Origin of the sequence: Gordonia cholesterolivorans (assembly GCF_039531975.1) — a bacterium.
Classification (GTDB): Bacteria; Actinomycetota; Actinomycetes; order Mycobacteriales; family Mycobacteriaceae; genus Gordonia; species Gordonia sihwensis.
Window position 1 is genome coordinate 146,202 of record NZ_BAAARB010000006.1, and the last position, 12,328, is coordinate 158,529.

The 12,328-nt window shown below is 69.3% G+C and carries 13 protein-coding genes; 7 read left to right on the forward strand and 6 right to left on the reverse strand.

Features of this window, described 5'->3' with window-relative positions:
• Position 1: 1 nt before the first annotated feature.
• Together ABFX36_RS07995 and ABFX36_RS08000 are read left to right on the forward strand one after the other, a co-directional pair.
• Complete coding sequence (locus ABFX36_RS07995; RefSeq protein ID WP_045539391.1) at positions 2 to 787, forward strand: DNA-formamidopyrimidine glycosylase family protein; 786 nt, start codon at positions 2 to 4, stop codon at positions 785 to 787.
• An 83-nt stretch (positions 788 to 870) separates the two neighbouring features.
• Entirely contained in the window at positions 871 to 1,374 is a 504-nt protein-coding gene (locus ABFX36_RS08000) for a nuclear transport factor 2 family protein (protein WP_045539390.1), read from the forward strand.
• 6 nt (positions 1,375 to 1,380) lie between these two features.
• Here the strand turns inward: ABFX36_RS08000 and ABFX36_RS08005 are convergent, their stop codons facing one another.
• Both ABFX36_RS08005 and ABFX36_RS08010 read right to left on the reverse strand, forming a co-directional pair.
• Positions 1,381 to 1,803: a pyridoxamine 5'-phosphate oxidase family protein gene (locus ABFX36_RS08005; protein ID WP_045539388.1), complete on the reverse strand. Its 423-nt coding sequence runs from the start codon at positions 1,801 to 1,803 to the stop codon at positions 1,381 to 1,383.
• 79 nt (positions 1,804 to 1,882) lie between these two features.
• Entirely contained in the window at positions 1,883 to 3,625 is a 1,743-nt protein-coding gene (locus tag ABFX36_RS08010; protein ID WP_062367050.1) for a glycerol-3-phosphate dehydrogenase/oxidase, read from the reverse strand.
• 51 nt (positions 3,626 to 3,676) lie between these two features.
• On the opposite strand from ABFX36_RS08010, the gene glpK reads away from it, so the two are divergent.
• The 3 genes from glpK to ABFX36_RS08025 are packed head-to-tail and all read left to right on the forward strand — an operon-like array spanning position 3,677 to position 6,102.
• The gene (gene glpK / locus ABFX36_RS08015) at positions 3,677 to 5,185 is read left to right on the forward strand and encodes a glycerol kinase GlpK (protein ID WP_082781277.1); all 1,509 of its coding nucleotides are present in this window, start codon (positions 3,677 to 3,679) and stop codon (positions 5,183 to 5,185) included.
• Between the two features lie 38 nt (positions 5,186 to 5,223).
• Positions 5,224 to 5,607, forward strand: coding sequence for an ArsR/SmtB family transcription factor (locus tag ABFX36_RS08020; RefSeq protein WP_006896517.1), 384 nt, complete (start codon positions 5,224 to 5,226; stop codon positions 5,605 to 5,607).
• Positions 5,608 to 5,616: 9 nt separating this feature from the next.
• Positions 5,617 to 6,102, forward strand: a complete 486-nt coding sequence (locus ABFX36_RS08025) for an SRPBCC family protein (RefSeq protein ID WP_346075812.1) — start codon at positions 5,617 to 5,619, stop codon at positions 6,100 to 6,102.
• Here the strand turns inward: ABFX36_RS08025 and ABFX36_RS08030 are convergent.
• Complete coding sequence (locus ABFX36_RS08030) at positions 6,071 to 7,489, reverse strand: MFS transporter (RefSeq protein WP_346075814.1); 1,419 nt, start codon at positions 7,487 to 7,489, stop codon at positions 6,071 to 6,073. The genes ABFX36_RS08025 and ABFX36_RS08030 overlap by 32 nt on opposite strands.
• Positions 7,486 to 8,889, reverse strand: a complete 1,404-nt coding sequence (locus tag ABFX36_RS08035) for an NAD(P)H-quinone dehydrogenase (RefSeq protein ID WP_006896520.1) — start codon at positions 8,887 to 8,889, stop codon at positions 7,486 to 7,488. Before ABFX36_RS08035 ends, ABFX36_RS08030 begins: the two co-directional genes overlap by 4 nt.
• Positions 8,890 to 9,010: 121 nt before the next feature.
• Between ABFX36_RS08035 and ABFX36_RS08040 the strand changes: the two genes are divergently transcribed.
• Complete coding sequence (locus ABFX36_RS08040) at positions 9,011 to 9,502, forward strand: gamma-glutamylcyclotransferase family protein (RefSeq protein ID WP_006896521.1); 492 nt, start codon at positions 9,011 to 9,013, stop codon at positions 9,500 to 9,502.
• A gap of 73 nt (positions 9,503 to 9,575) precedes the next feature.
• Here the strand turns inward: ABFX36_RS08040 and ABFX36_RS08045 are convergent, their stop codons facing one another.
• Positions 9,576 to 10,754 (reverse strand): amidohydrolase, encoded by a 1,179-nt coding sequence (locus ABFX36_RS08045; protein ID WP_039867450.1) that lies wholly within the window; start codon positions 10,752 to 10,754, stop codon positions 9,576 to 9,578.
• Entirely contained in the window at positions 10,751 to 11,446 is a 696-nt protein-coding gene (locus ABFX36_RS08050; protein WP_006896523.1) for an enoyl-CoA hydratase/isomerase family protein, read from the reverse strand. The genes ABFX36_RS08045 and ABFX36_RS08050 overlap by 4 nt, the downstream gene beginning before the upstream one ends.
• A gap of 65 nt (positions 11,447 to 11,511) precedes the next feature.
• Between ABFX36_RS08050 and ABFX36_RS08055 the strand changes: the two genes are divergently transcribed.
• Entirely contained in the window at positions 11,512 to 12,324 is an 813-nt protein-coding gene (locus ABFX36_RS08055) for a purine-nucleoside phosphorylase (protein WP_062367053.1), read from the forward strand.
• Positions 12,325 to 12,328 lie beyond the last annotated feature (4 nt).

Below are 12,328 nucleotides of genomic sequence, written 5' to 3' on the forward strand. Positions count from 1 at the left end.
GGTGCCCGAAGGCGACACCGTGTTCCGTGCGGCGCACCGCCTCCGCACCGCGCTCGTCGGAAAAACCCTGAGCGACAGCGACTTCCGAGTACCTCGCTACGCCACCACCGACCTGTCCGGTGCGCGCGTCGAGTCCGTGCGGTCGGCGGGAAAGCACTTGTTCATCGATCTGCGGCGTCCCTCGGGCACCCCGGTCTCGATCCACTCGCATCTGATGATGGAGGGCCTGTGGGACGTGCACGCCATCGGTGCGAAGTGGCGCAGGCCGTGGCACACCGCACGAGTGGTGCTGCGTGCCGGAGACATCGAGGCCGTCGGCTTCGATCTCGGCGTCCTGGAACTGCTCGCCGATCCCGGCCCCGCGGTCGCCCATCTCGGCCCGGACCTGCTCGGCGACGATTGGGATGCGGCTCGCGCCGTCGAGAATCTGGCCGCCGCCCCCGATACCCCGATCGGCATCGCTCTCCTCGACCAGCGCAATCTGGCGGGTGTCGGCAACGTGTATCGCAGCGAACTCTGCTTCATGCGGCGCGTGCACCCGGCCACACCGACGGCCGCGGTCGACCTGCCGCCACTGGTGGACCTCGCGCACCGGTTGTTGACGGCCAACCGGCTGCGCGTCGCCCGCGTCACCACGGGCGCCACCGGCCGCGGCCGGGAACTGTGGGTGTACGGCCGCGACCGCCGCCCGTGCCGCAGATGCGGTACCGCCGTCGAACGCGGGATGCTGGGCGAGCCGCCGGCCGAGCGCAGCATCTATGTGTGTCCGCGATGTCAGACACGGTGACGCGGATGCGCCGAACCCCTAGGGTCGGGCGCAAGACCGGTCGGCCCCAGGCGTCGACCCGCACCGCGACGTCAGGAGGACGAATGGACATCGAACAGCGCGTGGCCGCACTCGAGAAGATCGAAGCGATCAAGGAACTCAAGTACCGCTATTGGCGCGCCTGCGACGCCAAGGATCCCCGCGGATTCCGTGACGCCTTCATCGCCTCCGGCGCCCGGATCGATTACGGCCGCCTCGGCGCGTTCGACGACGTCGAGCCGATGGCGCGGATCTTCACTCAGGTGGCACTGCACAAGGTGGACGGTCGCCACGCCATCCTCGACATGCACCACGGGATGCACCCGGAGATCCGGCTCACCGGTGAGTCGTCTGCGATCGGCCGGTGGACGCTGCGATTCCGACAGCTCAACCTGTCGGACCGTACCGAGACGATCGCCACCGGCGAATACGACGACGAGTACGTCGTCGAGAACGGCGAATGGAAGATGTCGAAGTGCGTCTTCACCGAGACCTGGTCGGTGACACGCCCACTCGACGCCGGGGCGATCATCACCGAGGGCGCCTTCGCCGCAGAGTCGGCCGGGTGAACCGGATCAGCGGATCTCGTGGTCGGGCTCGGGCCCGAAGACGAACCGCCTGCCGGTGATCTCCTCCACGGCGATCTCCACGTACGTCGTCCGCACCGTGGGAATCCAGGGGTTGAGCGGGGTCTGGTCGGCCGCTTCGATCTCCGCGGAGTCTCGGAGGATGCGGGCGCGCCCCTTGGCCACCACGCTCCAGCCGATCCGGCTGGTGAAGGCGTCCACCTCGATCACTGCTCGGTCGTTGACGGCGAGCTCGGCCAGCTTCGTGCCCTCCGCGGTCCGGAACAGGATCTTGCCGTTCGACACGTAGATGTTCACCGGGAAGACGTCCGGCTGCCCGTCGACGCAGACCGCCAGCCTGCCGAGGACGCTGCCCTCCAGCAGTTCCCACGACTGTTCGTTGCTCAGGTTCTCCACCGGCTGCGTACTCATGGCCCCAGTCTGGCCCAGACCGCCCGGGCTGTACAGGGCACTTGGTCTGTGAGCCGGGCGACGTGAGTCGGATTCGCCGCTAGTCCGGAACGGGAACCGGTTCGAGGATCTCGCGGCGCGCCTCCGGTGCCGCGGCGCGCAGCGCATCGGCGGAGGCGTCGTCGGGCTGGCGCTGCGAGGCGATCTCGGCGTCCACCCGCGCCTTGTACGTCGCGACCTCGGTGGCGACCCTCGTCTCGTCCCATCCCAGGACCGGGGCGATCAACTCGGCCACCTCCTGCGCGCAGTCGACCCCGCGGTGGCTGTACTCGATCGCGATCCGCGTGCGACGGGCGAGCACGTCCTCCAGGTGGAGTGCGCCCTCGGCCCACACCGCGTAGACGATCTCGACCCGCAGGTACTGCGGTGCCGCCTGCAGCGGCTGCAGCAGCGACTCGTCGGCGTCGGCGTAGTACAGCACGTCGTCGAGCAGTGAGCCGTAGCGGTTCAGCAGCCGCCGGATCCGGTAGGGATGCAGGCCGAACCGCTGCCCCAGGTGCTCGCACTGGTTGATCAGTGCGAAGTAGCCGTCGGCCCCCACCAGCGGCACCCGCTCGGTGATCGACGGTGCGACACGGGTGGGGATGTAATCGTTGCAGGCGTCCACGGCGTCGGCCCCCATCACCCGGTAGGTGGTGTACTTGCCGCCCGCGATCGACACCAGGCCGGGTGCGACGACGGCCACCGCATGCTCGCGGGAGAGTTTGGAGGTCTCGTCGTCCTCACCGGCGAGCAGCGGCCGCAGCCCGGCGTACACGCCTTCGATGTCGTCGTGCGTCAGCGGGGTCACCAGTTCCTGGTTCACCCGGTCGAGGAGGTAGTCGATGTCTTTACGCGTGGCGGCGGGATGCGCGAGGTCGAGGTTCCAGTCGGTGTCGGTGGTGCCGATGATCCAGTGCGTCTCCCAGGGGATCACGAAGAGCACCGAACTGGCCGTCCGCAGGATGATCGCAGTCTCCGAGACGATCCGGTCGCGCGGGACCACGATGTGCACTCCCTTGGACGCACGCACCTTGAAGTGACCGCGCTGCTTCGAGAGTGCCTGCACCTCGTCGGTCCACACCCCGGCCGCGTTGATGACGCAGTGTCCGCGCACCTCGGTGGTCTCCCCCGTCTCCGAATCGCGGACCTTCACGCCCATCACCCGGTCGGACTCGGTGAGGAAGCCGACGGCCTGCGTCGAGGTCCGGATCACCGCACCGTACTGCGACGCGGTGCGGGCGAGGGTGAGGCTGTGACGGGCGTCGTCGACGACCGTGTCGTAGTACCGGATGCCGCCGATCAGCGAATCGCGCTTGAGGCTCGGCGCCACGCGCAGCGCACCCGACCGCGACACGTGCCGTTGTCCCGGAACCGATTTGGCGCCGCCCATCCGGTCGTAGAGGAACAGTCCGGCGGCCATGTACGGGCGCTCCCAGAAGCGGCGCGTGAGCGGAGCGAGGAAGGGCAGCGGCTTCACCAGGTGCGGAGCGAGCAGACGCAGCGACAGCTCGCGTTCACGCAGCGCCTCCCGCACCAGACCGAACTCGAACTGCTCCAGGTAGCGGAGCCCGCCGTGGAACATCTTCGACGAGCGGCTCGAGGTGCCGGACGCGATGTCGCGGGCCTCCACGAGCGCCACGCGAAGACCGCGAGTGGCCGCGTCGAGCGCCGCGCCGACGCCGACCACTCCGCCGCCGACGACCACGATGTCGAACTGTTCAGAGCCCAGTCTGCGCCAGGCCTCGTCGCGATAGGCGGGGCTGAGGTCGGCGGGCCGATCCGGATTGAACTCGCTCTCCATATTTCGCAAGACTACCCGAGGGTAACCGGCCGTCATGCCAGACTTGACGGCGTGAAATCGGATGCTCAGTACGTCGCCGCAATCGATCAGGGAACCACGTCCACCCGGGCGATGATCTTCGACCGCAAGGGGTCTGTGATGATGAGCGAGCAGGTGGAGCACAGACAGATCTTTCCCCGCGCCGGCTGGGTGGAGCACGACCCGATGGAGATCTGGCGCAACACCCGTCGCGTGGCCGCCGCCGCGCTGGCGGCGGCGCAGCTGCATCCGGGGAACATCGCGGCATGCGGGATCACCAATCAGCGGGAGACCACCGTCGTCTGGGATCGGCACACCGGCACTCCGATCCACAACGCGATCGTCTGGCAGGACACCCGCACCGATGCGCTGTGCGAGGAACTCGCGGGCGAGCACGGCGTCGACCGCTATCGCGAGCGGACCGGGCTGCCGCTGTCGACGTACTTCGCCGGGCCGAAGGTCGCGTGGATCCTTGACAACGTCGAGGGCGCCCGCGATCGCGCCGAGGCCGGCGACCTGCTGTTCGGAACGATGGACAGCTGGCTGGCGTGGAACATGACCGGCGGCGTCGACGGCGGGCTGCACGTCACCGACGTGACGAATGCGTCCCGCACCATGCTGATGGATCTGCATACGCTGCAATGGGATCCGGAGATCTGCGCGGACCTGCGCATCCCGATGTCGATGCTTCCCGAGATCCGGTCGAGCTCCGGTGTGATCGGGAGCCTGCGGACCTCGGGCTCCCTCCCAGATGTGCCGCTGGGCGGCATCCTGGGCGACCAGCAGGCCGCGATGTTCGGCCAGGCCTGCCTGGAACCCGGCGAGGCGAAGAACACCTACGGCACCGGCAACTTCCTGCTGCTCAACACCGGCACCGAGGCAGTGCTCAGCAAACACGGCCTGCTGAGCACCGTCTGCTATCGACTGGGCGATGAGCCGGCACGCTATGCGCTGGAGGGATCGATCGCGGTCACCGGCTCCCTGGTCCAATGGCTGCGCGACAACCTCGGGATCATCGACACGGCCGCCCAGGTGGAGGAGTTGGCCCGCCGAGCCGACGACAACGGGGGCGTCTACTTCGTCCCGGCGTTCTCCGGGCTGTTCGCGCCCCGCTGGCGACCGGATGCGCGCGGCGTGATCGTCGGGCTCACGCGGTTCGCCGACCGCACGCACATCGCACGCGCCGTCCTGGAGGCCTCCGCGTACCAGACGCGCGAGGTGATCGAGGCGATGCAGGCCGACTCGGGCGTGCACCTGCAGACGCTGAAGGTGGACGGCGGCATGGTCGTCAACGAGCTGTTGATGCAGTTCCAGTCGGACATCCTGGATGTCCCCGTGGTGCGGCCGGTGGTGAACGAGACCACCGCGCTGGGCGCCGCATACGCGGCCGGCCTCGCCGTCGGCTATTGGTCGAGCACCGATGAGATCCGCGACAACTGGGCGCGCGGCGGGCGGTGGGAACCGCGGATGTCGGAGTCCGACCGCACACGGCTTTTCGAGGGCTGGAACCGCGCGGTGACGCACAGTTTCGATCTGGCATGAGCCATTGACATACAACCGATTAGTTGTATGTTTGAGAGGTGACCGAGGACGACGAGGACCGCGCTGACGCGCTGTTCCACGCCCTCTCCGACCGCACACGGCGGGACATCCTCCGGCGGGTGCTGGCCGGCGAGCACTCGGTCACCGCGTTGGCGGAGAAGTACGACATGAGCTTCGCCGCGGTACAGAAGCACGTCGCCGTCCTCGAACGGGCCGGTCTGCTGGTGAAACGCCGTGCGGGCCGCCAGCAGATGGCGTCCGGCGACGTGAACGCTGTGCGCTCGGTGTCGGCGATGCTCTCCGACATCGAACAGATCTGGCGGGGCCGCATCGCCCGCGTCGACGACTTGCTCGCCGCATCCCCGGCCCCGACGACCGACACCACCGATCCCTCTGACATCCCACGAGACCATCGACCCTGAGGACCAGCCATGCCTGTCATCGACGTCCAGACCGACACGGACGCTCTCACCCTGACCATCACCGCCGAATTCGCCGCGCCTGTGGAGCGCGTCTGGGAGGTGTACGAGAACCCGCGCCGACTCGAGAAGGTGTGGGGACCGCCCGAGTACCCGGCGACCTTCGTCGAGCACGACTTCACTCCCGGCGGACGCGCCACCTACTACATGACCAGTCCCGAAGGTGAGAAGTTCGGGGGCTGGTGGCGCTTCGAGACAATCGACCCGATGTCGTCGTTCACCTTCGAGGACGGTTTCGCCGATGCCGAACTCAAGCCGCTCGACGGCATGCCGGTGTCGCAGAACCGCTACGTCTTCGAGGCCACCGACAGCGGCACGCGCGCTGTCTTCACCTCCACCTACGAGAGCGCCGAGAACCTCCAGAAGGTCTTGGAGATGGGCATCATCGAGGGAGCCTCGGCGGCGATCAACCAGATCGACGACCTCCTCGCCGCGTAGGCGAATCGGGCTCGCGCATGCGGCGGTCGACGGCGAACTCCCGCAGCGCGACCGCGATGCCGCAGAAGGCCAACGCGGCGAAACCGAAGCTGAGGACCCTGGCCGATCCCACGATGTCGGGGCCGCCCAGAGCCACCAGCAGACCCGCCAGCGCCGAGCCGCAGGCGTTCGCGATCAGCTGGCTGGTGTTCAGTCCCGCCGACGCCTGGGCGGCCTCCGCTTCGTCATCGGTGACCCGCAGACCCGCGGTGAACCAGTGCGCCATCGCCATGCCGATGCCGCAGCCGCCGACGAACAGCACCGCGTACCACGCCACGATCACGCCGGGCGAGGGGTCGCGCATCTGCAGCAGGCCGTACAGGATCAGCCCCGACCCCAGCAGGAGCGGACCGCAGATCCGGACCGCTCGCCGCCCGCGCTCGCTCTCGATTCCGCTCGCGGAGATCGAGGCGACCGTCCATCCCCAGGACAGTGCCGCTCCGAGGAAACCGGCGGCGAGCGGCCCGAGCCCGCCGATCCGCTGCCCGAACAGCGGCAGGAAGGTCTCCACCGTCGACACCGCGGCGAGAACCAGGATCGCCAGGTAGATCCATCGCAGCGGCGACCGGCCCCGATAGGTCGTCTCCGGCAGCACTCGGGAACTCGCCCGCCGCTCCCAGCCCACGAAGCCCAGGCCCGCCAGCACGGCGAAGGCCAGCAGCGTCCACGTCGCGATCCCGTGCACCAGCGAGGCCACGCTGATCGCTCCGACCGCCGTCGTCAGCAACGCCAGCGACATCCACGGAACCGCGGCGGCCGGTTCACCGGATGTGCGCCGTGCGGGAAGCGCCCGAAGCGTCATCGCGATCAGCGCCAGCGCCAGGAGGGTGAGCAGGCCGAATGCCCCACGCCAGAAGTGGATCTGGGCGAAGAATCCGCCGACCACGGGTCCGACGAAGTTGCCGACTCCCCACATCGCCGACATCAGGGCGATGGACCGCTGCCACAGATGAGGAGCCAGCACCAACCGCACCACCGCGAAGCCCAGGCCGCCGAGGAGACCGGCCCCGAATCCCTGCAGGGCCCGGCCCACCAGCATCACGGTCATGGTCGGCGACGCGCCGGCGACCACCGTGCCCGCAGCGAACAGCGCGAAGGCCCACACGTACGACCGCCTGGCCCCGAGCCCGGCCAGCCAGCGGCTCACCAACATCGACGAGATCACCGAGACCACCAGGAAGACGGTCATCGTCCAGGCGTACAGGTCCTGACCGCCGATGTCGGCGACCGCACTGGGCAGCAGCGAGGTGGTCAGGTAGACGTTGATCGCGAACAGCGCCACGCCGCCCGCCATCACCACCATCGGCGCGCGGTTGTCGCGCCCCAGCAGTTCCCGCCAGGTGCTCAATCCAGATCGTCGTGCCGGACGAGCTGGCGGGCGGCCTCGGTGATCGATCCCGACAGGGACGGGTACACCGAGAACGTCTGTGCGATCTCCGAGACCTGCAACTTGTTCTCCACGGCGATCGCGATCGGCAGAATCAGCTCCGAAGCGTTGGGCGCGACCACCACGCCGCCGATCACCACGCCGGTCGCCGGGCGGCAGAAGATCTTGACGAAGCCGCGGCGCAGACCGCTCATCTTGGCGCGCGGATTGGTCGACAGCGGCAGCATCACGGTGCGCGCCGGGTACTCCCCCGCGTCGATGGCCTTCTGCGAGACACCGACGTTGGCGATCTCGGGCCGGGTGAAGATGGCCGACGCCACCGTCTTGAGCCGGATCGGGCTCACGCCCTCGCCGAGCGCGTGGTACATGGCGATGCGTCCCTGCATGGCGGCCACCGAGGCGAGCGGCAGCACCCCCGTGCAGTCGCCGGCGGCGTACACGCCGGGCGCCGATGTGCGGGAGACCCGGTCGACGGTGATGTACCCGCCCCGATCGGTCACCACGCCCGCCTCCTCCAGGTTCAGCGAACCGGTGTTGGGGACCGAACCGACCGTCATCAGCACGTGGGTGCCCGTCACCTCCTTGCCGTCCGCGAGGTGCACGGTGGCGGAGTCCTCATCGCGCGTCACCCGGTCGGCGCGCGCGTACTTGATGAGGGTCACTCCGCGCTCGGAGAAGGCCTCCTCCAGGACGCGCGCGGCATCCTCGTCCTCGTGCGGAAGCACGCGGTCCCGGCTCGACACCAGCGTCACCTTCACGCCCAGCTCGGTGTACGCGTGAGCGAACTCGGCGCCGGTGACACCCGATCCGACGATCACCAGATGCTCGGGCAGCTCGGCCAGGTCGTAGAGCTGGCGCCAGTTGAGAATCCGCTCCCCGTCCGGCTGCGCCGTCGGCAGGATCCGCGGCGACGCCCCGGTGGCGATGAGCACCACGTCGCTCTCGTAGGTCTCGGTGGTGCCGTCGGCGAGCGTCGCCACCACTTCGTGCGCTCCGATTCCGGTTCCCGTCCGACCGAGCCGTGCGGTTCCATTGACGATCGTCACGCCCTCGCTGATGAGACGCGAACGGATGTCGGCCGACTGCGCGAAGGCCAGATCCTTCACCCGCTGGTGGATCTGCGGCAGGGTCACCATCGCCTGGTCGGTGGCGATGTTGATGCCGAGGTCCACGGCACGGCGCACCTCGGTGCGGATTCCGGTGGACGCGATGAACGTCTTCGACGGAACGCAGTCCCACAGCACGCACGCGCCGCCGATCCCGTCCGAATCGATGACCGTGATCTCCGCGCCGTAGGCCGCACCGGTCAGGGCCGCCTCGTAGCCGGCCGGCCCACCACCGATGATCACGATCTTCGCCACTGTGCACACTCCTTAGACACGACTCTGGACTCCGTGAACAAACTTATCCCCTGGCTGCTGCGCGCGCCGCCCGGACCGGCCGGTGTTCCCTCATCGGCCACCGACCGAATAGGCTGGCGACGTGCCGATCTATGCCGCCTACGCGTCGAACATGGACCCTGCCCAGATGCTGGAGCGGGCTCCGCACTCGCCGATGGCCTCGACCGGATGGCTCAACGGCTGGCGGCTGACCTTCGCGGGCGACGACATCGGTTGGGAGGGTTCGCTCGCCACCGTGACCGAGGACCGCGACAATCCCGACGCGCGCGTATTCGTGGTGCTCTACGACGTCACCGCAGAGGACGAGAAGAACCTCGACCGCTGGGAGGGCACCGAACTCGGCGTGCACCGCAAGATCCGCGCGCGAGTCGACACCGCCGACGGACCGGTACTGGCGTGGCTGTACGTCATCGACGGCTACGAGGGCGGTCTGCCGTCCGCGCGGTATCTCGGCGTGATGGCCGATGCGGCCGAGATCGCCGGCGCGCCCGCGGACTACGTCGAGCGGCTGCGCCTGCACGAGGCGCGCAACGTGGGTCCCGGGCCCGCGGAGCCGATGGACAACGAAGGCTGACCGCGGTCGGGAAGAATTTTGGCTCCCGGAGCGGTCTGAGAGGCCGTTGCGGGAGCCAAAATTTTTCGGCCGCTCAGTCCAGCTCTCCGGAGAGCACGACTCCCGCGAGCGTCGCGACGCCCACGCCGAGCGCGCGCTCATCGATGTCGAAGTTCGGCTGGTGCAGATCGCACTGCTGGCCGACGCCGGTCCACACTCCGAGCCTGGCCATGGCGCCGGGCACCGACTCCAGATACCACGCGAAGTCCTCGCCGCCGGGCGACTGCGGCGTGTCGACCGCTGCCGCCGGACCGATGGCCTCCACGCTGCGGCGCAGCATCGCGACACTGTGCGGGTCGTTGACCACCGGCGGAACACCGCGCACATAGGTCAAGTCGTAGGTGACTCCCAGCGGCGACACCAGTTCGCCGATGATGCTCCGCACCAGCGGCTCGAGGTCCTGCCACACGTCGCGGTCGCCGGTCCGGACCGTTCCGCGCAAGCGCCCCTCCTGCGGGATCGCGTTGGGGGCGTCACCGGAATGCGCGGCACCCCATGCCATCACGGTGCCCGAGCGCGGGTCCACCCGGCGCGACAGCAGTCCGGGGAGCCCGGTGATGACGGTGCCCATCGCGTACACGAGGTCGGCGGTCAGATGCGGACGCGAGGTGTGCCCGCCGGGCCCGCGCAGATGCACTTCCACACGATCGGCCGCGGAGGTCAGCGCACCCGCGCGCAGACCGACCGTTCCGGCCGCCAGGTGCGGATCGCAGTGCAGCGCGAAGATCCTGGTGAGCCCGTCGGTGACTCCCGCGTCGATCGCGTCGAGCGCACCGCCGGGCATCACCTCCTCGGCCGCCTGGAACAGGAGCCGGACCCCGAACGGCAGTTCGCCGCCGGTCTCGGCGAACTCGGACAGCAGCAGCCCGGTGCCGAGCAGAATGGCCGCGTGCGCGTCGTGCCCGCAGGAATGGGAGACACCCTCCACCCGCGAGGTGAACGGAAGTCCGGTCTGCTCCGGGATCGGCAGCCCGTCCAGGTCGGCGCGCAGCCCGATGCGCGGCTTGTCGGCCGGCCCCAGATCGCAGACCACCCCGGTGCCCTTCGGCAGGATCTTCGGGGACAGGCCCGCATCGCTCAGGATCTGCACGACCTTCGCCGTGGTCGCGAACTCGGCCATCGACAGCTCGGGTTCGGCGTGGATCTCCCGGCGCCACGCCACCACGCGGCCGAGATTCGATGCGAGCCAGGCGTCGATCACGGGAGAACTCACAGCAGTGTCTCGGGGGTCGGGGCGGTGAGGTCCTCCAACAGCGGCAGTCGCAGCGCGCGCTTGACGGCACCGAGGTTGTCGCCGGCGAAGGACGCGCGCTCGCGGGCGACCTCGCGGGCGCGGTCGAGCAGGCGGTCGGCCTCGACCGCCTCGTCGACGATCCCGCCGGCGACGGCGTCGGCGGCACCGTAGCGGCGGGAGGTCAGCATCGCCTCGGTGAGGGTCGCATCGGGAACACGCGTGCGCAGCAGACCCGCCATCCCGCGCGGGAAGGGCATGTTCAGCGCCGCCTCCGGCAGCGACCAGAACCCGCGGTCGGAGCGCATGATGCGGTAGTCGGCGCAGAGGGCGAGCATCGCTCCGGCGCCGAACGCGTGGCCGTTGATCGCCGCGATCGTCGGCGTCGCGGCCGTCACCACCTTCGCGTACAGGGCGTGGACGGCATCGAGATACGCCGGCAGCGGCTCCGCACCGGAGAAGATGTAATCGGTGTCGAGGCCGTTGGTGAAGAACTTGCCGGTGGCGCTGATGATGAGCGGCTTCTTCGCGGCGACGGCCTCATCGGTCAGCTCCGACACCCGGGCCATCCACTCACGGCCGAAGCGGTTCTCCGGATTCGCCTCGTCCAGTTCCATGCCCTCGGTACCCAGGTACAACTCGGCGGCGTCTTCGGTGAGAGTCAAGTACGGCATGGCAGAAACCTTATCGCCGCACACCTCGGCAGGAGCAGGCACGGGTGAGACACTACGGTTGCCTCATGGATCCAACCGTCGATCATGACGCCGCGGCAGCCGCCGCGGCCGCCGTCATCGCCACCGCTACCGACTGTCCCCGCCACGACGTGGCCGTCGTCCTGGGATCCGGGTGGGCACCGGCTGCGGCGGCGCTCGGCACGCCGGTCGCGCGACTGCCGATGGCTGACATCCCCGGCTTCGGGACCCCGTCCGCGCGGGGACACGCGGGCACCGTCGAATCGATTCAGCTCGGCGAAACCCGCGTGCTCGTCCTGCTCGGCCGGATCCACGCCTACGAGGGCCATGCCCTGGCGCGCGTGGTGCACCCGGTACGGACCGCGGCCGCCGCCGGCGCGCACACCGTCGTCCTGACGAACGCGGCGGGCGGCATCCGTCCCGGACTCGAGGTGGGCCGACCCGTGCTCATCGCCGACCAGATCAACCTCACCGGCCGGTCCCCGTTGGAGGGCGCGCACTTCGTGAACATGGTCGACGCCTACAGCCCGGCGCTGCGTGCGGCGGCCCGCCGCGTCGACCCCGAACTGGCCGAAGGCGTATACGCGGGACTGCCCGGTCCCCAGTACGAGACGCCCGCCGAGATCCGCATGCTCGGCGTGATGGGGGCCGACCTGGTGGGGATGTCCACCGTGCACGAGACGATCGCGGCCCGGGCGGCCGGCCTCGACGTCCTCGGACTGTCGCTGGTCACCAATCTCGCGGCGGGAATCACCGGGGAGCCGCTCGACCACGCGGAGGTCCTGGCCGTGGGCCGCGAGTCGGCCGAGCGGATGGGCCGGCTGCTCGGCGCGGTCATCGGCGCGCTCGCCGAACGGTGAGCCG